Source organism: Aeromonas sp. 61P, from assembly GCF_051919545.1.
Lineage (GTDB): Bacteria > Pseudomonadota > Gammaproteobacteria > Enterobacterales > Aeromonadaceae > Aeromonas > Aeromonas veronii.
This window is the reverse complement of record NZ_JBQBEL010000001.1, coordinates 4060329-4084551: the sequence shown is the minus strand read 5'-3', so window position 1 is coordinate 4084551 and position 24223 is coordinate 4060329. Positions and strand designations below refer to the sequence as shown.

Here is a 24223-nt window from a genome sequence, read left to right as displayed (position 1 = left end):
TTTGAGATGAATCTGGAAAACTTGAAGATCGGTATAATAGGTTTGGGTTATGTTGGTTTGCCGCTGGCAGTTGAGTTTGGCAAAAAATTTGAGACATTGGGATTTGACATAAAAACAGATCGAGTCAATGAACTACGTAGTGGTCAAGATTCAACATTGGAGTGTTCAGCTGAAGAGTTGCTAGAGGCCACTCACCTTAGCTACACAGATTGTCTCGATGATATCAAACATTGTAACTTTTATATTATTACTGTACCGACTCCTATCACAGAGGAAAATACACCAGACCTGACTCCATTGGAGAAAGCATCGGAAGCACTTGGAAAGATTATTAAACAAGGTGATATCGTAGTTTTTGAGTCAACTGTATATCCTGGTGCAACCGAAGAAGTATGTTTACCGATTATTGAAAAAATATCTGGTCTGAAGTTTAATAATGATTTTTATGCAGGTTATAGCCCAGAGCGCATAAATCCGGGGGATAAGGTTAATCGTTTGACTACTATCGTCAAGATTACCTCAGGTTCAACACCAGCAGTAGCAAATTTCGTTGATGAAGTATATCGTCAGATTGTAACTGTAGGTACCCATAAGGCCTCCTCCATCCGTGTAGCAGAAGCAGCAAAGGTTATTGAAAATACACAACGTGACCTTAATATCGCTGTTATCAATGAGTTTGCCAAAATTTTTAATCGGTTGGATATTGATACTGAAGAAGTGTTAAAAGCTGCGGGAACAAAATGGAACTTCTTGCCTTTTAAACCGGGGTTGGTTGGCGGCCATTGTATCAGTGTTGATCCTTATTATTTGACCCACAAAGCCCAAGAGGTGGGATATCGTCCGGAGGTTATTTTAGCCGGTCGTCGCATCAATGATGGTATGGGTGAATATGTTGCAACGCAACTTGTGAAAAAAATGGCTCGTAATAAAATCAATATTGATGAAGCAAAAGTTTTGGTTATGGGATTCACCTTTAAAGGGGACTGCCCAGATGTGCGTAATACCAAAATAATTGATATCATCAAAGAGCTCAAAGAGTTTAATATGTCAGTTGATGTTTATGACAGTTGGGCGGTAAAGCATGAAGTCCAAGAGGAATATGGAATTATTCTGATTGATGAGCTTGAACCTGCTAAATATGATGCCATTATTCTTGCTGTCGACCATAGTGAGACCAAAGAGATGGGAGCGGCAGCGATTCGAGCATTGGGTAAACCAGCCCATGTGTTATATGACGTTAAATATGTACTGCCATTGGGCGAATCTGATATCCGCCTATAAGTCACATTGCTTTCAATAATATAATATGGCTCGTGTAGATATAATATACTAGCGCGGGTCTATATAATATTCTTCTACATGGGTAGCAATAATGAATTACTTTAAACACGATACCGCTATTGTTGATGAAGGCGCGCGAATCGGTGAGGGCAGTAGGGTGTGGCACTTTGCTCACATTTGCGGTGGCGCCCAGATTGGTGCTTGTGTATCACTCGGCCAGAATGTTTTTGTCGGTAATAAAGTGACCATTGGTGACCGTTGCAAGATCCAAAATAATGTATCGGTTTATGACAATGTATATTTAGCTGAAGGGGTATTTTGTGGCCCCAGCATGGTGTTTACCAATGTGTATAACCCGCGTTCACTAATTGAGCGCAGAGATCAGTATCTTGATACCCAAGTGGGTAAGGGGGCAACGCTAGGTGCAAACTGCACAATAGTGTGTGGTGTGACCATTGGGGAATATGCTTTTGTTGGGGCAGGGGCGGTGATCAATAAAGATGTACCTGCTTATGCGTTGATGGTAGGAGTCCCTGCCAAGCAAATTGGCTGGATGAGTGAGTTTGGTGAGCAGTTGGATTTGCCTATAGAGGGACAAGCACAAATTACTTGTCCTCATACTGGAATCATATACCAGCTTGATGGTAAAAAGTTAAAAAAATGTTAACTCTTATCGGGTTTTAGGAATTGATATGCAATTTATCGACTTGATGGCGCAACAGGCACGGATTAAAGATAAAATCGATGCTGCGATCCAAACCGTATTACAACATGGTTCCTATATTTTGGGACCTGAGGTTGCAGAGCTAGAGCAAAAACTGGCTGAGTTTACTGGGACAAAGCACTGTATCACGGTAGCCAATGGCACGGATGCACTGCAAATCGCGCAGATGGCGTTTGGTATTGGCCCTGGTGATGAAGTGATTACCCCTGGCTTTACTTATATCGCCACCGCAGAAACAGTTGCTTTGTTGGGTGCAAAGCCGGTCTATGTTGATGTATGTCCCAAAACCTATAACCTTGATCCGACCAAGCTTGAAGCTGCTATTACGCCTAATACCAAGGCTATTATACCGGTCAGCCTCTATGGCCAGTGTGCTGATTATGATGCTATTAATACCATTGCAGCTAAATACAATATTCCAGTGATTGAAGATGCAGCACAAAGCTTTGGTGCTAGCTATAAAGGGAAGAGGTCGTGCAATTTGACGACTGTAGCCTGTACAAGTTTTTTCCCTAGTAAGCCGCTAGGATGCTATGGGGATGGAGGTGCTATTTTCACCAATGATGACGAGCTCGCATTGGTTATGCGTCAGATCGCACGTCATGGCCAAGATCGTCGTTATCATCACATTCGTGTAGGCGTTAATAGTAGACTGGATACCTTGCAAGCGGCAATTTTATTGCCAAAGCTGGCTATCTTTTCCGAAGAGTTGAAATTGCGGGATAAAATTGCAGCCCGTATCAGCGATTGTTAAATAATGTAGGCATCAAGACAACGCCGTTTATTGAGCCACATAATACATCTTCTTGGGCTCAATATAGCATTCGAGTTAAAAACCGTGAGCTGGTTCAGCAGCGATTGCAGCAAGCTGGCATTCCGACTGCGATACATTATCCAATCCCGCTAAATAAACAACCTGCAGTTGAAGATGTCAATGTCAATTTGGTAGTGGGTGATCTAATTGCAGAAGAGATCATCAGTTTACCAATGCATCCATATCTAAAAGACAGTGATATGGATAAAGTTATCGCAGCAATAGCGTTATAAATATCTCTTAAATATTATTAATGATGCAACTATTTTAGCCAATCCAATATTTTGGATTGGCTAAAATCTATGAAAAGATACTTTTTAGAGAAATAAGATGAAATGAAAGTTTTAATAGTCGGGCCTTTATCATCTCCTATTGTTAGAAGAGTTAGAGATGGTCTAATGAGTAAAGGAGTCGATGTCTATGTCGCATCTCACAATGTTGATGATGATGAAAGAATAATAAATCTTGGCGAGCTAAAAAGTTTTTTTAACTATTTTTATTTTTATAAAATAAAAAAAATAATTGATAAAATAAAACCCGATGTGATACATGCTCACATTGCTAATCATTATGGTTTAATGTGTTTATTTAGCCGTGTTCCTGTTGTGTTGGCGTTATGGGGATCTGAGATTATGATCGACCCATATAAAGGTGGATACATCCGGAAAATGATATTTAGGATGATTAACTTCCTCGTGCTTAGGAGAGCTAATATATGCCATACATCAAGTCAGCATATTCTTGATAAGGCAAATAAGCAGTATCCAAGGACAAAAGAAAAGGGGAAAGTTTTTTATTGGGGATTACCTTTAAATTCTTTATCAAATATTGAATACCACGCGGTTAAAAATAATCTTCTCGTAGAGTTTAAGATTGATGAAGAAAAACTGATCGTTTTCCCACGTGGGCTTGGATGGGTGTATAATCCATCTTTCATGGCAGAGATTATAAATAAACTTACAGAATATAAATCTCTGCCTTATAAAATTGTGGTTTTTTGTGGCTTTGCAGATATAGAGGAAATATCAAAATTCAAATCTATGTTGCTAAACCCTGAAAAAGTATTAATAATAGAAAGGTTATTAAACGATGCGGAGTTATATGTTCTATATTCGAAAGCTAAGTTTCATGTTTCGGTACCTATTTCAGATGCTTTAGGTGGTGGGGTTATTGAACCAGCTATATTAGGAAGTATCCCTATATTAAGTGATTTACCATCATATAATGAGTTTGCCTATGAACATGGGGCATACATTATCAAAGATTGTACTGATAATAGTATAGCCAAGCTATATGATTTTTTACATGATGGCAACGAACGTATAAATTTCAGCTATGTGGACTATACAGATGATGCAGTGTTAGAAAAAATCATTAATTGCTATAGAATGGCGTTGAAAAAGAATGAAACTTAAGTATTTGATGGCTTATTCTTTTGGTGCTGCTGGTAGTGCTGTATTTGGATTTTTAACATTGTTTTTTATGGCTTGGTATATACCTAAGCAAGAAATAGGACTATTCTCATTTTTCCAAACTTTAGTAAATTTACTGGTAATTGTCGTCCCAATGGGGCTAGATCAAGCTTATGTTCGAGAGTATCATGAAAAATACAATAAAAGGAGTTTGTTCTACATTACATTATTTCCAGTCCTTATTGTTTTTTGTATGCTTAGTGTTGGCGGATCATTTTATGCCAATGAAATATCTAGGTATGCATTTTCACGTAATGATCCTAATCTGATTCTCTGGCTTTATATTGCGTCATTTAGCTCAATAATGATCAGATATTTTGCTCTCGTCGTGAGGATGGAAGAAAACGTTATAGCTTATTCACTTAGCCAATTATTACCAAAAATTGTTCTTTTATTATTTGTCATAGCTCTACCATTTTTCAAATTTAGTTATGTTGATGGTTTGACACTGTCCATATTGTATACGGTTTCTTTACTGTTTACGTTGACATACTTTGTCGCAGTCAAGTTTGAATTAATAAAATATGCCGTGAGAGCTGAGATTGGGTCAAGTAAAGAGTTCAGTACGCTTTTTAAGTATTCATTCCCTTTAATGCTTAGTGGGTTGGCATTTTGGGGGCTAACTGCAATGGATCGACTTTTTATTAGTAAACTTAGTTCTTTTGAAGAGCTTGCGTCATATTCCGTTGCTATTACATTTGTATCTGGAGTATTACTCTTACAAACAGTATTCTCAACAGTATGGATACCTTTGGTTTTTAAGGCCGCGGCCAAAAAACGAGAACAAAAAATAATTCAACGTGGTATAGATATCTTCACAGTATTGCTTGTGATTATATGGGGAGTGGTAAGTATACTTTCTTATCTGATACCAAAATTTTTACCATCGGCATATAAAGATATTGATCTTATAGTGATTTCATCACTTAGTTATCCAATACTTCTTATCATGACAGATGTAACATCATTAGGAATAAATTTATCTAAAAGAACATTTTTTTCATTTTTGTCAACTATTGTAGCTGTTTTATTCAATGTTATACTAAATTTCTGCTTGGTCAAAAAATATGGGGCATTAGGAGCTGCCGTCGCAACATCATTATCTTTCTATGTATATTTTGCTACCAAAACATATTTTGCATTTCGATATCATTACAAATTTAGTTTTATTAAAGGCGGGGGAGTAATTACAATTTGTGTGGCATTGTCTTTATCGCCATTAGTATATGATTTATCACCATTGATAATTCTGGTATCTCTATTCTCTATTATTGCGTATAAATACGAGTTAACAAAATATTGGAGCCTATACACCAGGTTCAAACGGTTAAAGAAAATTCGTGCATAGTATCTCAATAATATTGATTTAAATATATTGGTTGATAACGTTACTACATTATGAGTATTGCAATTGATTTTGAGTGCCATATTTAGTATTGATGAAGTATTCATAGTTAATTAAGGGGGCGGGATGGCTATATTAAGGTTCAGAAGAAGGGGGGGCTATTTTATTTTAGGTTTGTTTCTTATCATCCCTATCTGTGTCATCTCTGAGATCTATGCAGCAACTGAGTATATATCTTTGCTTGCTATGTGCCTTCTTATTTTGATCGTTTTTGCTATATTATTCACTCGTGATGATGGTGTAGTAACTCCATTAACATTATTCTCATTAATGTATTCTGGTTATGCTATTGGCGCAATTTATTATGCGCAAAGTGATGGGTACTTTGGTAAGTTCATTGAGTTCTCTGGCTTGGGGCGACATGTAGTTGAACAATATATGATTCAGTCGCTTCTTCTAGCGATCGCATGCTATTTCACATTTTGGTTTGGGTACGCATTAAATATAAAAAGAGACATTTATTATCTACAGCCCAAGAGTGATGAACTTATAAAGTTCATATCAAAAAATAAAAATCTATTGATATTTCCCTTGATTTTATTTGTGTTTTTATACTGGGTTTGGGTGTGCTTTACAATTTCCGGTGGCGTAATAAATGCTTTGATAGAATTTCAGTTGTTTCCTCATCTGGCAAAAGACAATAATATAACAATAGCTCCATATTTGATTTATTATGCCGCGATTAATATATGGTTTATATGTATGCTTTGTTCACCAAATCAGTCAATTAGTAAGTCGTTTGTTTTCTGGGCTTTAGTAGGGTTTATTATATCCATTTCCACTGCGAGAATAACAATTTCAATATCATATATACTATCGTTATTAGTTTTTGCTTATCTAGTAAAGCGTGAGTATCGAAGTCGTCTTTTAGTTATTGGCTCAACTTTATTGTTGAGCTCATTTGTAATTTATGTGTTAAGAGAATTTAGTAATTACTATTTTCTGTATGGGGATATTAGTAAAGTTGATTTTAATTTTTTGACTGGGCTTATTGGTGGTGGAAATATAACTGATCTGCAGCAGTTAGTTATAATATTGAATGCATTTAGCCTGAATAATAGTTTGCTAGGTAGTAGTTATTTAGATTGGATCAATAATTTTGTTGGTGTATATTTTGGAATGGAACCTAATTCTTTGGGATTGTTAATTCATGAAATGTACATGCCTGATTCTTCTGGAGCGCCTACACCTGGTGCTGTAGGTGAATTATATGCGAATTTTAATATACTTTCACCATTGGTTATATTCTTTATTGGTTTCCTAATGGCTGCGATAAGAAATTTTGTTTTATCAAAAAGCAATATTCTATTATCATTTTGCTATGCTGTATTTTTAGTTTGTTTTGTTTTTATGTATCCTAAAGTGGATTCGACAATGTTTGTGAATTTTATTTGGGGTGTTGTGCCAACATTATTAATTGTTTATTTGTGTTATCCATTATATTTCATTACAGTTAGAATTAATTGCATTAATGCTATTAACCTTAAAAAAGGCGTTTGACAAAATATGGGCAAAAAGATACTCCACTTATCACATACCGATATTAGGACTGATAGCAGAATACTAAAGGAGCTCAAGGCGCTTACGATAGCTGGGTATTCTGTTTTTGCGATTGGTGTTGAGTTAAATGAAAATGTGATCAGAGATAAAAATGTAGCGGGTATAGATATAAAAACAATAAAAATCTGGTCAAAACAACTTACTTTCTTGCCGAAAGCTATATGTCATTTTATGACAGTTATTGAAATTGTATTTAAATTTTTTATCGCTTCAATTCGATTTAGGCCAAATATCATACATTGTCATGATACAGTCGTTTTACCTCTTGGTGTTTTGTGTAAATTATTCACTAGAGCTAAACTCATATATGATGCTCATGAGTTAGAGTCAGATAGAAATGGTCTTTCAAAGACTCTCGGTAAGCTAACTCTTATGGTTGAAAAAAGTCTTTGGTTATTCATTGATGCATTAATTGTAGTGAGTCCCTCAATTGAAAAATGGTACCGTGAAAATGTAGGTGCAAAAAAGTCCATTATCGTAATGAATTCTCCTGAGTATCCCCTATCGGAGAGTAAAGGTGAAAATGCTGATCATGAGTACTTACGTAGGCATTTTGGTATAACAGAGGAATCCAAAATATTTATATATATTGGATTGCTTGCTCCTGGACGTGGAATAGAAATGTTAGTAAATGTATTTTCCTCTGTTGATAATGCCAGTCTTGTTTTTATAGGATATGGTCCTTTATCTGCTGAGCTTAAGACCTATAGTCAAAAAGGAATGAGCATTTATGTCCATGATGCAGTTGCTCATTATGAGGTTGTGCCAATAGTAAAATCTGCAGATTTTGGTTTTTGTCTCATTGAAAATGTATCTTTAAGTGATTACTATTCATTGCCAAATAAATTATTTGAATATGCTTTTTCCGGTATCCATGTGATTGGATCTAACTTTCCTGATATTAAATATGTTATCGAACATTATGGGTTAGGCCAAATATGTAATCTACGTGAGGAGGAGTTAAAAATGTGTGTTGAAGCCGTGATACGTGAGCAACCACCAAAAGTAGATAGACATTCCTTAGTTGAATTAAGTTGGGATAATCAAGCCAGTAAATTAATTTCTCTTTATAAGTATTTTCTAGGTTAGTAATGTTTTGGGGTTTACATTAGGAGGTTTAAAGTGTGTGGTATCTTTGGTATTCTTTCTGAAAAAGCAGTAAATAAAAAAGATTTAACGTTTTTGGCTAATCATGCTAGACAGCGTGGACGTGATTCAAGTGGCCTTTTTGTGCAGAAGTATGAGCAATGTAATATATATAGGGCTGATTATGATATTCTAAAATTAATCTCTAACGTTACTTTTGAACACGCTAAAGTTGCATTTGGTCATAGCCGTCTTATTACTAATGGGCTTTCCGACAACCAACCTGTTGTTAGGGAAAATGTTGCTGTTATTCATAATGGTATTGTTGTTAATGATGAACAAGTTTGGTCGCACATTGATGCAAAGCGAGAGCTAGAGATTGATACTGAGGTTATAGCGGCTATTGCTGAGAAGTATGTTTCTGAGAAGGGGACACTTGTAGGTTTATCGCACGCAGTTCTCTCCTTGTGTAAAGGTGTCGTTGCTACGGCTATCATGCTACCTCAACAAGGAAAAGCGATTTTATTCTCCAATAATGGTAGCTTATACGTAGGTTGGAAAAATAATGATCTTTATTTTTCGTCTGAAGAGTACCCATTAAAGAAGTTAGAGTGTATTAATATAGAGCAAGTTCTCAACCGAGAGATTGTAGTTGATCTTCCTCGCTCTGAGGTGATTGTAGTTCATGATTATAAGAATAGAGACATTAATCTTATTCCTAAATTTAAGATAAATGAATATGAAAGGAAACAATTGCTATACCCATCTCATCAGTTACAGCGTTGTACAAAGTGTATACTACCTGAAACAATGCCGTATATAAAATTTGATGAGAAAGGAGTGTGTAACTATTGTAATAACTATAAGCCAAGAAACAATCCTAAGCCTAAGGAAGAACTATTTGATTTAGTTGAGCCGTACAGACGTGCGGGTAAATTGGATTGTATAGTCCCTTTTTCTGGTGGCAGAGATAGTTGTTATGGACTTCATCTTATCGTCAAAGAGTTGAAGATGAAGCCTGTAACTTATACTTATGATTGGGGGATGGTAACAGATCTTGGTCGCAGAAATATTAGTAGGATGTGTGCTGAGCTAGGTGTTGAAAACATCATCGTTGCTGATAATATTACTCAAAAGAGACATAATATCGCTAGAAATTTGAAGGCGTGGCTTAATTCGCCACATTTAGGGATGATCAGTATTTTAACCGCTGGAGATAAGCATTTTTTCCGCCATGTTGAATCAGTTAAAAAACAGACAGGTATCAATCTTAATCTTTGGGGAGTAAACCCGCTAGAGATTACCCATTTCAAGTCTGGATTTTTAGGGGTTCCTCCAGATTTTGCTGAAGAGCGTGTTTACAGCCATGGTTGGCAAAAACAGCTGGCATATCAAAAATTACGTTTCAAAGCTATGTTAAAAAGTCCTGGCTATTTTAATAGCTCATTATGGGATACGTTATCTGGTGAGTATTATAGAAGTTTTACAGAAAAAAAGGATTACTATCATATTTTTGATTACTGGCGTTGGGATGAGAAATTAATCGATGATACGCTCATTAATCAGTACGACTGGGAAACGGCTATTGATACTAACACTACTTGGCGTATTGGGGACGGAACCGCTGCATTTTATAACTATATATATTATATGGTAGCGGGCTTTACTGAACATGATACTTTCCGTAGTAATCAAGTTCGTGAAGGACAAATTACTAGAGAAGAAGCGTTGAAATTAGTCGAGGATGAAAATCAACCTAGATATGAAAATATAAAATGGTACTTGGATGTCTTAGGTATGGACTTCACTGAAGTAATTTCTATCATTAATAAAATCCCCAAAACTTATAATCAAAATTGATTTAAATAATTTTATGAAAAAAAATGTTTGGTATATTTCAAAATACTTTGCTACTAAAACTAAAATCGCGCCTGGAGGGCGCGGTTGGTTTTTATTGCAGGGGCTAAAAAGTTTAGGGCATAACGTTGTTGTTGTCACATCTGATTCAAATGCACTAATTGAACCAATTAATTTGAAGCATAAGGTAACAATCAGTGATCATGATGGGTTGACTGTTGTATGGTTGAAAACAATAAAATATACTGTCGCTAAATCTTTTAAGCGCGTACTAAGTTGGTTTGATTTTGAATGGAACATATTTCGTCTTGATAAATCAGAACTCCCAAGGCCTGATGTAATTGTCGTTTCAAGCCTGTCTTTGCTGACTATATTGAACGGTTTTATTCTAAGAAAAAAGTATGGCTGTAAACTGATATTTGAAATAAGAGATATATGGCCTCTTACAATTATTGAAGAGGGGGGGGTTAGTAAGTTTAATCCTTTCGTTTTACTTCTATCTTTTATAGAAAAGCTCGGTTATAAATATAGTGATGCTATTATAGGTACAATGCCAAACCTTAGCTCTCATGTCGTGAATGTTTGTGAAACACCCGCACCAGTTTATTGTATTCCGATGGGTATTTCATCAGAGATGATTGAAAGTGTTGAACCTATAGATGCTGAATATATCAAAAGGTATCTTTCAAGCAATAAATTTAAAGTTGTCTATGCTGGTACTATTGGTATAACCAATGCGTTAGACGTATTGTTTGAAACTGCCAGTCGCTTTAAAGATAACATGGACATTGAATTCCTAATCGTAGGTGACGGGCCCCTTAAATACAGGTACATGGCAGAATATGGTCATTTATCTAATGTGATATTTGCACCTAAGGTGACTAAAAATCAGGTTCAAACACTTCTTGCTTATTGTGATGTTGTTTATTTTTCGGTGTTTCCTTCCAAGGTTTGGGAATATGGGCAATCATTGAATAAAGTAATCGATTACATGTTGTCTGGTAAACCGATAGTCGCATCCTATGATGGTTATCCGTCAATGATCAATGAGGCTGGTTGTGGGGATTATGTTCCTGCTGGTGATGTCGATGCATTACAAGCAAAAATAATTGAATTTTTTACTTTGCCTGATGATATTAGAAATAATATTGGTCGTAAAGGTAGAACTTGGTTGTTAGAACATCGTAGTTATGAAAAGTTATCACGGCAACTTTCTGATATCTTATTTAAATAACTTCTTGGCATTTTTTATTGACAATATGGTGGTAAAGTGAAGCGTTTCTTCGATCTGATAGCCTCCTTTTTTGCCTTGTTACTTCTTTCCCCAATTATAATCTTGGTTGCGTGGAAAATTCGCAAGGATCTCGGTGCTCCTGTCATTTTTCGGCAAGTACGACCGGGGTTGCATGGTAGGCCATTTCAGATGATTAAGTTTCGCACGATGAAAGATGCAGTAGATGCGCAAGGTAACCTGCTACCCGATTCGGAGCGAATGACTCCGTTTGGCAATAAGCTGCGCAATTCGAGCATTGATGAACTGCCTGAACTTTGGAATGTGTTGAAAGGTGAGATGAGCTTGGTTGGGCCGCGTCCGTTGCTGATGCAATATTTACCACTCTATAGCAAAGAGCAAGCTCGACGCCATGAGATGCGCCCTGGTATAACTGGTTGGGCGCAAGTCAACGGACGCAATACGATTAGCTGGGAAGAAAAATTTAAATTGGATATATGGTATATCGAAAACTATTCCTTCAGTCTGGACATTAAAATTATATTGTTAACACTTAAAAAAGTCTTCGCCAAAGAAGGAATTTCTGCTAAAGGACATGTCACCATTGAGCCCTTTACTGGCTCTAAGCAGAAAGGTTGTGACAATGAATAATTTACCTGATTTAAAGTGCGCCATTCTAGGTGCCAGTGGCCATGGAAAAGTGATAGCTGAAATTGCCGAACTCAATGGCTTTCCCGAGATCCATTTTTATGATGATCGCTGGCCAAAGTTATTGCAGGTTGAAAATTGGCCTGTTTCGGGAAACAGCGATACGCTGTTCAAAAAAATTTCGAACTACGCCAATATTGTGGTTGCCATCGGTAATAACGCGACGCGGCTAGAGAAATATCATCGGCTGTTTTCACTAGGGGCATATTGTTTGCCTTTGGTGCATCCCACTGCTGCCGTGAGCCACTATGCTTGTTTAGGACTAGGCACAGTGGTGATGGCTGGAGCTGTGATTAACCCATTTAGCCATATTGGTCGGGCGTGTATCATTAATACTGCTGCCACAGTGGATCACGATTGTTTAATTGCTGATGGGGTCCACATTAGCCCCGGCGCACATCTGGCGGGTGGTGTTGAGGTGGCGGAAGCCAGTTGGTTAGGTATTGGCTGCCAAATTAAGCAACAAGTTAAAATAGGTTCAAACGTTATTGTTGCTGCAGGAGCAACAGTGATTCACGATGTGTTAGCAAATCAGAAGGTCGCGGGTGTCCCTGCTAAATCCATTTGCCGTAAGGAATAATAATTGTGTTAAATACCCCTTTTTCCCCTTGGCCAAGCTTCACTAAAGAAGAGGCCGATGCAGTGAGTCGTATTCTACTGTCGAATAAAGTTAACTACTGGACGGGCAGTGAGTGTCGTGAATTTGAAAAGGAGTTTGCTAGGTGGGTCGGTTGTGAATATGCTATTGCGCTGAGTAATGGCACCCTAGCGCTAGACGTTGCGTTAAAGGCATTAGGAATAGGTATGGGGGATGATGTAATTGTTACACCTCGTACCTTTTTGGCCTCAGCTTCTTCAGTTGTTACTGCCGATGCTAACCCCATATTTGCAGATGTAGATATTAATAGCCAGAACATTACAGCTGAATCGATTCTTGCCGTATTAACTCCTAATACCAAAGCTGTGATCGTGGTACATTTGGCCGGTATGCCTGCTGATATGGACCCCATTATGGCACTGGCGGCCGAGAAAGGCTTTTTTGTGATTGAAGATTGTGCGCAAGCTCATGGTGCCAAGTATAAAGGCCGCAGTGTTGGTACAATAGGGCATGTGGGAGCGTGGAGTTTTTGTCAAGATAAGATCATGACTACCGGTGGTGAAGGCGGTATGGTGACGACCAACGATCACGCATTATGGTCGATTATGTGGTCTTATAAGGATCACGGTAAGAGTTTTGATGCGATTTACAACCGCCAACATGCACCGGGTTTTCGTTGGTTACACGAAAGCTTTGGTACTAATTGGCGAATGATGGAAATGCAAGCGGTAATTGGGCGTATACAGTTAAACCGCATGCCAGAATGGTCAGCGGCACGTATCGCTAATGCTAACAGGTTGGATGCTGTAGCTGCCGATTATCCCGTTTTACGTCTAGTTAAGGTGCCAAATGATGTAGTACATGCAGAATATAAGCACTATTTTTTTGTGCAACCTGAGCTGTTGGCTGAGGGCTGGAGTCGTGATCGGATTATTGATGAAATGTTAGTGCGTGGGGTGCCCTGCTATCAGGGTAGCTGTTCAGAAGTATACTTGGAAAAGGCCTTTGATGATACGCCATGGCGACCACAACAACGTTTGCCTAATGCCAAGTTATTGGGTGAAACCAGTTTGATGATGCTGGTGCATCCCACCTTGAGCGATGATGAAATACAGCGTAGTTGCCAAGCATTGGCTGAAGTGTTGGCATTAGCAAGTCGTTGATATTTCTTATTGGCGATGTTATCCACAGACAGCATCGCCATTTACATAGCACGGTGAATTTATGTTGACGACTTTTATTGGTATACCACGGCTATATAAGCGAATTATTAGTGTATTTGTTGACTTAGTGTTGTTAACGTTGGCTTTTTGGGGTGGCTATTGGGTGCGGTTGGATACCGATATTCCATTGCAGAGTGTGATGCACTGGCAAATGCTGGCGTTGTTACTACCGATCACCATCATAATTTTTATGCGGTTAGGGCTGTATCGCGCTGTATTACGCTATGTAGGTTTCAAGGTGCTGTGGACGGTGTCACTAGGTGTTCTCCTATCTACCATGTCTTTAGTCATGCTGGCGTTTTTTATGGAAGTTCCACTTCCCAGAACGGTTTCGGTTATCTATTTTTCGTTTTCAGTGTTGCTAATAGGTGGTGTGCGACTGTTTTTCCGAGCGTTGGTGCAGCGCAGTGATCCGCTACGCGTGGCTGTGCTGATTTATGGTGCTGGTTCTTCCGGACGGCAGTTGCAACTGGCCTTAAATCAAGGGCAGGAGTACCTGCCAGTGGCGTTTGTCGACGATGATTCCGCATTGGTTAAAACCGTGATCCAGGGGGTTAATGTTTACAGCTCTGACGCTATCGAGGCGTTGATCGAGCGCTTTGATATTAAAAAAATCTTGCTGGCTATGCCGAGTGCTTCGCGTAGTGTCAGGCAAGCGGTGATCAATCGACTTGAGCAGTGCCCATGTGAGGTTCTTTCTATCCCTGGTATGGCAGATCTGGTTGAGGGGAATGCTCATATCGATGAACTTAAAGAGGTCAGTATTGAGGATTTGTTGGGGCGTGATCCGGTTGCCCCAATCCCTGAACTGATAAATGCCAATATATCTGGCAAACGGGTTATGGTGACGGGAGCGGGCGGCTCCATCGGTTCTGAATTGTGTCGCCAGATAATCCGTTGCAACCCTGCGCAACTAGTGTTGTTTGAACTTTCTGAATATGGTCTATATGCCATTGATAAAGAGTTGCAAGAAATAAGCCGGCAAGAAGGGTTGCAGGTTGAGATAGTGCCACTGCTGGGGTCGGTGCAGCGGCAACATCGTTTGCAAGCGGTGATGAGTACCTTCCAGATCCAGACGGTGTACCATGCTGCGGCTTACAAGCATGTCCCTTTGGTTGAATACAACGTGGTTGAGGGGGTGCGCAATAATGTTTTTGGCACTCTTTACTGTGCTCAGGCGGCTATCAGGGCCAAGGTTGAAACCTTTGTTTTGATTTCGACTGATAAGGCAGTGCGTCCCACTAATACCATGGGTACCACCAAGCGATTGGCAGAACTGGTGCTGCAATCGTTGGCAGCTGCGCAGCAGAAAACCCGCTTTTGTATGGTGCGTTTTGGTAATGTTCTGGGCTCTTCAGGTTCTGTTGTGCCACTGTTTCGTAAGCAGATCCGCGATGGTGGCCCTTTGACTTTGACCCACCCCGACATCATTCGTTATTTCATGACCATTCCCGAGGCATCGCAATTGGTGATCCAGGCGGGAGCCATGGGGCAGGGTGGGGATGTGTTTGTGTTGGACATGGGAGAGCCAGTGAAGATCATTGATTTGGCGCACCGGATGATTCGTTTGAGTGGCCTGAAGCTCAAGAGCGACAAATACCCCACAGGTGATATCGAGGTTAAAATCACCGGCTTGCGTCCCGGTGAGAAGCTATTTGAAGAGTTATTAATTGGTGAGCAGGTTGAGGGCACTGCCCATCCCCGGATAATGAAAGCCTCAGAATCGATGTTACCATGGCCACAACTCCGGGGGTTTTTGGCCGAGCTCGATAGCGCGTGTTTCCGCTTTGATCATGAGCAGATCCGTAGCCTGCTGTTAAGTATGCCTACCGGTTTTAATCCTACCGACGGGATCTGCGATCTGGTGTGGCAGGCAAAAAATACTTTGTCGCATGAACCTAGCCTAGGTGTGGTCGAGGACATTGATTTTCTTAATTCAGAGAGTCATCAGCCGATGCATTAAACGGCTTGCCTTACGGCACGCACCATTTTGCGTGAATGATGGGGTTGATAAATGGACAGAGGGACAACATGTTGAGGATCAATATCTTGTTTGGGCCGACGCTATCCTCCGTCCCCATCAGGGACAATGCGCTTTCAGTGTGTGGCTTTCAACCATGTATTGTAAGTCACCTTTATATTGCAGAAATTCTCGCTTAAATATGTTAAAAATCCTCGTGACCGGTGGTGCCGGCTTTATCGGCTCTGCCGTGGTGCGCCATATTATCCGTGATACCCAAGATTCCGTTATCAATCTCGATAAACTCACCTATGCCGGCAATCTGGAATCCCTGGCCGATGTATCGTCAAGCGAGCGTTATGTGTTTGAGCAAGTGGATATCTGCAACCGTGCCGAGCTAGATCGGGTGTTTGCCCTGCACCAGCCGGATGCCGTGATGCATCTGGCTGCTGAGAGCCATGTTGACCGCTCCATCACAGGCCCGGCTGACTTTATCGAGACCAATATCGTCGGCACCTATATGTTGCTGGAAGCGGCTCGCGCTTACTGGAACGGTCTGGATGATGTGCGCAGGGCGGCCTTCCGCTTCCACCATATCTCCACTGATGAGGTATATGGTGATCTGCCCCATCCGGATGAAGTGGCTGTCGGTGAACCATTGCCGCTCTTCACTGAAACCACCCCCTATGCCCCCAGCAGCCCCTATTCTGCCTCCAAGGCCTCCAGCGACCATCTGGTGCGCGCCTGGCGCCGCACCTACGGTCTGCCGACCATCGTCACCAACTGCTCCAACAACTACGGCCCGTACCACTTCCCCGAGAAGCTGATCCCGCTGGTCATTCTTAACGCGCTGGATGGCAAGCCGTTACCTGTCTATGGCAAGGGCGACCAGATCCGTGACTGGCTCTATGTGGAAGATCACGCGCGCGCGCTCTACAAGGTGGTGACCACTGGCTTGGTCGGAGAGACCTACAACATTGGCGGTCACAACGAGAAGCAGAATCTGGAGGTGGTACACACCATCTGCGATTTGCTGGACGAGATGGTGCCGAAAGCGGGCTCTTACCGCGATCAAATCACCTATGTGGCGGATCGCCCTGGCCACGATCGCCGCTATGCCATCGATGCGACCAAGATGAGCGCAGAGCTGGATTGGCAACCGCAAGAGACCTTTGAATCTGGTATTCGCAAAACCGTGCAGTGGTATCTGGATAACCAGCGGTGGGTGAGTAACGTCAAGAGCGGTGCCTACCAATCCTGGATTGAGCAGAATTACGGGGAGCGTGCCTGATGCATATTCTGCTGTTTGGTAAAAACGGCCAGGTAGGCTGGGAGCTGCAACGCGCACTGGCGCCGCTCGGGCGCATCACTGCCGTTGATTTTGACTCCACTGACTATTGCGGTGATTTCAGCAACCCGGCAGGGGTGGCCGGAACGGTACGTCTGGTCAAGCCGGACGTGATTGTCAACGCAGCAGCCCACACTGCAGTCGACAAGGCAGAAAGCGAGCTGGAGTTTGCCGAGCTGCTCAACGCGACCAGCGTGGCTGCTATTGCCAAAGAAGCGGAAGCATTGGGTGCCTGGTTGGTGCATTACTCCACCGACTATGTGTTTGATGGCAGCGGTGAGCGTCCCTGGGTGGAAACCGATACAACCGCCCCGCTCAACGTCTATGGCGAAACCAAGCTGGCGGGTGAGCAAGGGGCTGCACTTTGTTCCCGTCACCTGATCTTCCGCACCAGCTGGGTTTACGCCGCCCGTGGCGCCAACTTTGCCAAGACCATGCTGCGCTTTGGCAAAGAGCGTAGCGAGATGTCAGTGATCAATGACCAGTTTGGCGCTCCGACCGGCGCCGAGTTGCTGGCCGATTGCACCGCCCATGCTCTTCGCGTGGCGCAGCGCAAACCCGAGGTCGCCGGGCTGTACCATCTGATTGCCTCCGGTACCACCACCTGGTTTGACTACGCCCAGCTGGTGTTTGCCAAAGCCAGAGAGGCCGGGGTTGAACTGGCGGTGACGCAGCTCAATGCGGTGCCGACCAGTGCCTTCCCAACCCCGGCCAAACGCCCCCATAACTCCCGCCTTGATACCGGTAAATTCCAGCGCACCTTCGATCTGGTGCTGCCGGAGTGGACCGTCGGTGTGGAGCGGATGTTGACCGAGATCCTCGGCAAGTAAATCCCTGGTCAGGGATGTGTTGAGTGCATACTTGGCTGGCAAGAGATAAAACGTAAAAGGTGTGGCTGCAAGCCACCTTTTTCTTTTGCAATTTAAAAATAAGAAACAAGCATCATGACCAAACGTAAAGGCATCATTCTGGCCGGTGGCTCAGGCACCCGTCTCTATCCGGTCACCATGGCGGTGAGCAAGCAGCTGCTGCCCATTTATGACAAGCCGATGATCTACTACCCGCTCAGCACCCTGATGCTGGCCGGTATTCGCGATATTTTGATCATCAGCACACCGCAAGATACTCCTCGCTTTGAGCAATTGCTTGGGGATGGCAGCCAGTGGGGGCTGAACCTGCAATACAAGGTCCAGCCAAGCCCGGACGGGTTGGCACAAGCCTTTATTCTGGGTGAAGAGTTCATCGGGTCAGACCCCTGTGCGCTGGTGCTGGGGGACAACATCTTCTACGGTCACGACTTGCAGAGGCAACTGGAGGCCGCAGCGGCCAAAGAGAGTGGCGCTACCGTCTTTGCCTACCATGTGCATGACCCCGAGCGTTATGGGGTGGTGGAATTTGATAAAGAGGGTACCGCTATCTCTCTGGAGGAGAAGCCACTGGAGCCAAAGAGCAACTATGCGGTCACCGGCCTCTATTTCTATGACAACAGTGTGGTGGAGATCGCCAAGAGCCTGAAGCCGTCCCTGCGTGGGGAGCTGGAAATAACAGATCTCAGCAATCACTACCTTGCAACAGGGCAATTGACGGTCGCCATAATGGGGCGCGGCTATGCTTGGCTTGACACCGGCACTCACGAAGCCCTGATTGAAGCGAGTAACTTTATTCAAACTATCGAAAAGCGTCAGGGATTAAAGGTCGCGTGTCCAGAGGAGATCGCCTTACGCAAGGGATTTATCGATGCCGACCAGTTGAGAGCGCTTGCCAATCCGCTGGCAAAAAATGGATATGGTCAATATCTGCTTCGGTTGCTTGCTACGCGGCCTGATGTGTAAGTCGGGTTGGATTTTCGAGCTGAAGGGGATGTTCGATCTAGGAAGTCAAACAGTAAGCAAGTGGTCATCTGGTTCTTTTTCGCATGGGTTTATCAATGCAATATCGTGCAACATCGCTGGCGGGGGTTATGATCCTTACGCCCAGAACTTTTTCTGATCATCGTGGCCAATTTCGTGAGTGTTTTCGTCAAGATGAGTTTGAGCAACATTGTGGCCATTATCCGCTGGTGCAAGATAATCTGAGCCGTTCGGTCGGGGGTACGTTGCGCGGTTTGCATTACCAACGCAATCGACCACAGGGTAAACTGGTGCAGGTTATCAGCGGGACTATTTTTGATGTGGCGGTTGACATCGGGCCAGCGTCTCCCACGTACGGACAATGGTTGGGTTGTCAATTAAATGCTGAACGTGGCGAGCTTATCTGGATCCCCCCGGTTTTGCGCACGGTTTCTATGTACTAAGTGACAACGCTGATGTTTTTTACAGATGCAGTGATTATTATCACCCAGATGATGAGGCTGTTATTCGATGGGATAGCCCCAACTTAGCGATAAAATGGCCGTTGTCTGAGCAAAAGCCGTTATTATTGTCTGATAAAGATCGTCTTGCCCCCTGCTTTGCTGGTTACTCTTAGCATCATTCGTAAAATAGTACTGCGTTGCAGTTGTGAGAGCTTTTACACCTTGATAATCAAGAGAGAACAAATGAACAAAAAAACACCTGTTATTCCTAATCAGTGGGTGCAAGAGTCTCGGTCAGACGAGATCGATTTACGTGAGCTGATGCTGGTGTTGTGGCGCCAAAAGCTGCTTATTATGCTGGTTACTCTGATGTTTTCTGTAGGCGGTATCGCTTATGCGCTGTTGGCTCCACAGCAGTGGTCAGCTTCGGCAGTGGTTGCAGAGCCAAAGCCGGAAGAGATGACACCGATGCTGAAAGTATCAAAGCTGGCAGCGGTATTGGGTCTTGGCGGTTTTCCCAGCGGAAAAGATCTTTACCAGGAATTTATTCTGGAGTTCAACAGTTACGAGAATCGTCGTAACTATCTCAAAGCCAGCCCTTTTTTTGCCGAGGTTGTAAAAAGCCATGGGCTGGATGACAAGGCACAGGTACGTTCGTTGCGCGACTGGAGTAAATCTGTCACGGCTCAGCCTGTAGACAAGAAGGGGGAGATGCCGGGTGTTGAGCTCAAGTTTGCAGCCCCCACCTCCGAGATGTCGCTGGCAATGTTGGAAGGGTATATCGACTATATTGTCAGGCTTCAACAAAAACAGTTGACACACCGACTTGCTGAGCAACGTGATGTGCAGTTGGATGGTATGAAAACTGAGTACCTGATGATGCAGGAGGATACTAAACGTGCCCTGCAACAGGAAATATTAGAATTGGTGATGGCTAACAAAATAGCCAGAGCTGCTGGTGTCAGTGCGCCATTGGAAAACTATAACGTTCAGGATCGTCTCCTCATTTCTCTGGGTTCGAAAGGTTTGGAAGAAAAACTGTCATTACTGAAATCGATCGACCTTGAGGTTTATCAACCAAAATTACAATCTCAGCAGGTAAAGATAGCTCGTTTAAAAGGCATCTCTTTGGACGGTATTGCATTTCGTCCTTTCTCTTATCTGGACGCGCCAGATGAACCTCAGAGTCGCGATAAGCCAAGACGTCCGCTGATAGTTGTGTTGGCTACTCTGCTCGGTGGCATGCTTGGTGTGAGTATTGTGTTGATCAAGCATGCGTTTCGTCGACCTGACGAGGCATAATGCGTTCGGTAATGAAAGCGGAAGTGTAGTGGTCTAATCATCCCGGAGACCCTTTTAGGTGGTACAGTCGCCACCATGACCTGAGGTGTCCAATGACAAGATTACGTCGCTCATTTACTGCCGAATTCAAACTCGAAGCCGCATCCCTGGTACTGGACCAGGGATATTCTGTCCCTGAAGCCAGCCGTTCACTGGACGTTGGTGAAACCGTACTGCGCCGCTGGGTTCAGCAACTGCAATCCGAACGCGGTGGTACAACCCCCACCGGAAAAGCACTGACTCCGGAGCAGTAAAAAATTCAGGAGCTGGAAGCCCGCATCAACCGGCTCGAGCGCGAAAAGGACATTCTAAAAAAGGCTACTGCTCTCTTGATGGCGGACGAGTTCACACGTACGCGCTGAATAGACCGATTAAGGGAGCAAGCCCCCATCACCTTGGTCTGTTGCGCTTTCGATGTTCCCACCTTCTGTTTTTACGATTATCTGGCTCGCAGGCGGACGATTAACCGTGAGCGCATGCAGCAACGCTTTGAGTTGCGCCGGTTGTTCAAAGCGAGCCGGAACTCAGCGGGCAGCCGTGCCTTGATGTCGATGATGCGGGAATTGGGGTATCAGATTGGTCGATTCAAAGTACGTAAGCTGATGAAGGAGGGCGGGTTGGCATCCAAACAGCCGGGCGTACACACGTTATAAGGTGGCACGGTCAGAACGACCGAATATACCCAATCTGCTGGCCCGCGAATTTGATGTCCAGCAACCCAATCAGGTGTGGTGTGGCGATATCACCTACGTCTGGGCCGGTGGTCGCTGGCATTACCTGGCAGCGGTTCTTGACCTGCACACCCGGCGGGTCGTGGGCTGGGCGATGTCTGACAAGCCTGATGCAGAGCTGGCCATCAAAGCACTGGAGATGGCGTATCAGCAACGAGGTTGTCCGTCAGGCGTGCTATTTCACTCCGACCAGGGCAGCCAATATGGCAGCCGTGCATTTCGGCAACGACTGTGGCGCTATCGCATGACCCAGAGCATGAGTCGGCGTGGTAACTGCTGGGATAACGCCCCGATGGAGCGATTGTTCAGAAGCCTGAAGTCAGAGTGGCTGCCGGCTATGGGATATATGAGCTTGCGAGAGGCGAAGCGGGATATCAGTTACTACCTGATGGATTACTACAACTGGCGGCGTCCACATCAACACAATGACGGGATACCGCCAGCAAAAGCCGAGGTTCGGCCTAACCAAGTGTCTGGATTTAGTTGACCACTACATAATTCCCTTGCAATGCCGGTGGACCTAAGGAGGTGGGCTGTAATGTTAACAAGACTCATGATGGTGTCATGCGCACTTTATTGGCTGTTTGGCATGCACTTTTTTATGCATAACCCTGGTGGGGCCGGACTCTATCTACCTTTTAATGCTTGGGGTTGGATCTTCGCCTCACTGGTTATTGGATTGGGATTGTGGCATGTGACCTTGTGCCAGCATCTGATAGTTTCTCCCTTGCAAGCGGGTTTATTAATAGGGGCGAGTTTGCTGCTGCTCCCGATGCTCTATCCTGGTTTTGCATTCAAGGATTATGCCATTCCCAGATTGCTTGGTCTTTTTGCTGGTCTGCTGTTTTTGTTTGGACTCTATCAATGGCGCTTTGATAAGGCGCAGCGTGATCGCTTGCTCTATCTCATCTTTATTGCAATTGCGATGGAGGCGGTATTGGGTCTGGTGCAATTCTATCTGTTGACACCAGGTAACTGGATTGGCTATGACACCAAAGCCAATCGCCCTTACGGGATCTTTCAACAGCCAAATGTGATGGCGACCTTTATGGCCACCGGGATTGCGTTGGCTATTTGGCTGGAGTTACGCAGCAATGAGCATGTCTGGTTGCGTGGGGTTAGCTATTGGGTGATTTGGGCCGCCAGTCTATTGTTGATTGTTCTGCAGTCTCGGGTGGGGCAGCTTGGGGGATTGCTGGCGTTTATCCTGCTTGGACCCCAGTTGCATCGTCAAGGTTTATTGGTGCGAATGCTTTGCCTAGTTTTGCTGGGAGCCTTGGTTGGATTAGCTTCTCAGTATTGGGTATCAGGTGTCAGTCGAGGGATGAACGAATATCTCTCTGGTGGTGCTCGGTCAGATATCTGGCCTTTTACATTGTATTTACTCTTTCAAAACTTGTTATTGGGAGTAGGGTATGGTGGATTTGAATCCACATTCTTCCACGCATACACAGAGGTTCGGCAGGTAGATCCAAATATTGGGATGGTAATTTACAATCTAGACCACCCCCACAACGAGTTTCTCTATTGGGCTGTTGAGGGCGGTATTGCCCCCATGGTCGGCATGGTGATCATGGGGGGCGCATTATTATGGCGTCTGGCAAGTGTGCGTTGGGTAAATGCCATGGGACTGCTTGCTCTGGTTACACCGATCTTGCTTCATACCCAGACGGAATACCCGCTCTACCATGCGATCGTGTTATGGTGGCTGTTGCTGACGCTGATTTATATCATCGATACCGAAATTGAAGAGACCAACCTGGCGAGTCAGGGTTTCTCATCATGGTGGGATATGGAGTGCCGCCCATGGTTGTTACTGCGATTTATGGCGATCGCTATCCCGCTGCTGGTCGTTCCCTTTATGCTCACAGCAATTCACACCGCATGGGTAGTCACCAAATATGAACGGGGTGGGTATAAAGAGCCTGCTTTGCTACTTGATATCGTCAATCCCATGGCTTGGTTGACCCGAGTGGAATTTGATGTGAACTCGGTTCGTCTGATGGTGGGCTTGCAGACAAATAACAAGACCGAACTGGAAGCTTATCTGGAGTGGGGGCAGTCATTCGTACGCCATACACCCCGTGCCAACATATACGCCAATATGGTGATCGCGCTTAATGCATTGGGTCGTACAGAGGAAGCCAATACGATGCGAGCGGAAGCGCTCAAGCTCTATCCAACCGAGCCCCTTTTAACTGGATCCGCTTCACAGGCAGTGATTACCGGTGTTGACCAATCAGGCAAGAATATAACCAAAAATAAATAGTGCTATTTGGCTACATAGAAAGCCAGCCCTTAAAAACGGCTGGCTTTTTTATTGTTTACCTTCTGGACGACCAGTATCCGAACAGTCTGTTTTCGGACGCATACGTCTGTCATACGGGCTACGAAAAGCATATTTGAAATGTCATGATTCGCTCTCAACCAATTGATTGATATGTGATTTTATTGGTGGTGTCGAATGGGTTGATAGTCAATTGGGAGTACCCCCCTCATCATCAGGTGAAGGGACAGGTTCTAGACGTGTTCATTGCTAAACAGATAGGCGTAGTCTTGTCACATGATGTTGAACGTACGGTAGAAATGTG

General features: G+C 43.4%; 17 protein-coding genes and 3 pseudogenes. All 20 read left to right on the top strand.

Annotated elements, in window-relative coordinates:
* Positions 1-6: 6 nt before the first annotated feature.
* Positions 7-1281 carry a Vi polysaccharide biosynthesis UDP-N-acetylglucosamine C-6 dehydrogenase TviB gene (gene tviB / locus ACTG2O_RS19035; protein WP_019445302.1) on the top strand — a complete coding sequence of 425 codons (1275 nt, stop codon included), beginning with the start codon at positions 7-9 and terminating at the stop codon, positions 1279-1281.
* Positions 1282-1372: 91 nt separating this feature from the next.
* Complete coding sequence (locus ACTG2O_RS19030) at positions 1373-1948, top strand: acyltransferase (protein WP_019445301.1); 576 nt, start codon at positions 1373-1375, stop codon at positions 1946-1948.
* Positions 1949-1973: 25 nt separating this feature from the next.
* Positions 1974-3052, top strand: a pseudogene (locus ACTG2O_RS19025) (DegT/DnrJ/EryC1/StrS family aminotransferase).
* 102 nt (positions 3053-3154) lie between these two features.
* A complete protein-coding gene (locus tag ACTG2O_RS19020) occupies positions 3155-4234 on the top strand; it encodes a glycosyltransferase (RefSeq protein WP_026034927.1) in 1080 nt (359 codons plus the stop codon).
* The gene (locus ACTG2O_RS19015; RefSeq protein WP_083851937.1) at positions 4224-5639 is read left to right on the top strand and encodes a lipopolysaccharide biosynthesis protein; all 1416 of its coding nucleotides are present in this window, start codon (positions 4224-4226) and stop codon (positions 5637-5639) included. Before ACTG2O_RS19020 ends, ACTG2O_RS19015 begins: the two co-directional genes overlap by 11 nt.
* A gap of 123 nt (positions 5640-5762) precedes the next feature.
* Positions 5763-7196 (top strand): O-antigen polymerase, encoded by a 1434-nt coding sequence (locus tag ACTG2O_RS19010; RefSeq protein ID WP_075115692.1) that lies wholly within the window; start codon positions 5763-5765, stop codon positions 7194-7196.
* 6 nt (positions 7197-7202) lie between these two features.
* Complete coding sequence (locus tag ACTG2O_RS19005) at positions 7203-8345, top strand: glycosyltransferase (RefSeq protein ID WP_075115693.1); 1143 nt, start codon at positions 7203-7205, stop codon at positions 8343-8345.
* Positions 8346-8378: 33 nt separating this feature from the next.
* Positions 8379-10202 carry a glucosamine 6-phosphate synthetase gene (locus ACTG2O_RS19000; RefSeq protein WP_026034926.1) on the top strand — a complete coding sequence of 608 codons (1824 nt, stop codon included), beginning with the start codon at positions 8379-8381 and terminating at the stop codon, positions 10200-10202.
* Positions 10203-10215: 13 nt separating this feature from the next.
* Positions 10216-11433 carry a glycosyltransferase family 4 protein gene (locus tag ACTG2O_RS18995; RefSeq protein ID WP_075115694.1) on the top strand — a complete coding sequence of 406 codons (1218 nt, stop codon included), beginning with the start codon at positions 10216-10218 and terminating at the stop codon, positions 11431-11433.
* 36 nt (positions 11434-11469) lie between these two features.
* Positions 11470-12081, top strand: coding sequence for a sugar transferase (locus ACTG2O_RS18990; RefSeq protein WP_019445296.1), 612 nt, complete (start codon positions 11470-11472; stop codon positions 12079-12081).
* Positions 12074-12718 carry an acetyltransferase gene (locus ACTG2O_RS18985; RefSeq protein WP_058057706.1) on the top strand — a complete coding sequence of 215 codons (645 nt, stop codon included), beginning with the start codon at positions 12074-12076 and terminating at the stop codon, positions 12716-12718. Before ACTG2O_RS18990 ends, ACTG2O_RS18985 begins: the two co-directional genes overlap by 8 nt.
* A 5-nt stretch (positions 12719-12723) precedes the next feature.
* Positions 12724-13899: a DegT/DnrJ/EryC1/StrS family aminotransferase gene (locus ACTG2O_RS18980; protein ID WP_019445294.1), complete on the top strand. Its 1176-nt coding sequence runs from the start codon at positions 12724-12726 to the stop codon at positions 13897-13899.
* Between the two features lie 61 nt (positions 13900-13960).
* Complete coding sequence (locus ACTG2O_RS18975; RefSeq protein WP_439976482.1) at positions 13961-15922, top strand: polysaccharide biosynthesis protein; 1962 nt, start codon at positions 13961-13963, stop codon at positions 15920-15922.
* 199 nt (positions 15923-16121) lie between these two features.
* On the top strand, positions 16122-17210 hold the full coding sequence (rfbB, locus tag ACTG2O_RS18970) for a dTDP-glucose 4,6-dehydratase (protein WP_019445292.1): 1089 nt from the start codon (positions 16122-16124) through the stop codon (positions 17208-17210).
* A complete protein-coding gene (gene rfbD, locus ACTG2O_RS18965; protein WP_058057705.1) occupies positions 17210-18097 on the top strand; it encodes a dTDP-4-dehydrorhamnose reductase in 888 nt (295 codons plus the stop codon). Before rfbB ends, rfbD begins: the two co-directional genes overlap by 1 nt.
* Positions 18098-18211: 114 nt before the next feature.
* Entirely contained in the window at positions 18212-19099 is an 888-nt protein-coding gene (gene rfbA, locus ACTG2O_RS18960) for a glucose-1-phosphate thymidylyltransferase RfbA (RefSeq protein WP_019445290.1), read from the top strand.
* 83 nt (positions 19100-19182) lie between these two features.
* Positions 19183-19733, top strand: a pseudogene (rfbC, locus tag ACTG2O_RS18955) (dTDP-4-dehydrorhamnose 3,5-epimerase).
* A gap of 70 nt (positions 19734-19803) precedes the next feature.
* On the top strand, positions 19804-20862 hold the full coding sequence (locus ACTG2O_RS18950) for an LPS O-antigen chain length determinant protein WzzB (protein ID WP_019445288.1): 1059 nt from the start codon (positions 19804-19806) through the stop codon (positions 20860-20862).
* A 92-nt stretch (positions 20863-20954) separates the two neighbouring features.
* A pseudogene (locus ACTG2O_RS18945) lies at positions 20955-22119 on the top strand (IS3 family transposase).
* A gap of 51 nt (positions 22120-22170) precedes the next feature.
* Entirely contained in the window at positions 22171-23901 is a 1731-nt protein-coding gene (locus tag ACTG2O_RS18940; protein WP_156808843.1) for a PglL family O-oligosaccharyltransferase, read from the top strand.
* Positions 23902-24223: the final 322 nt, after the last annotated feature.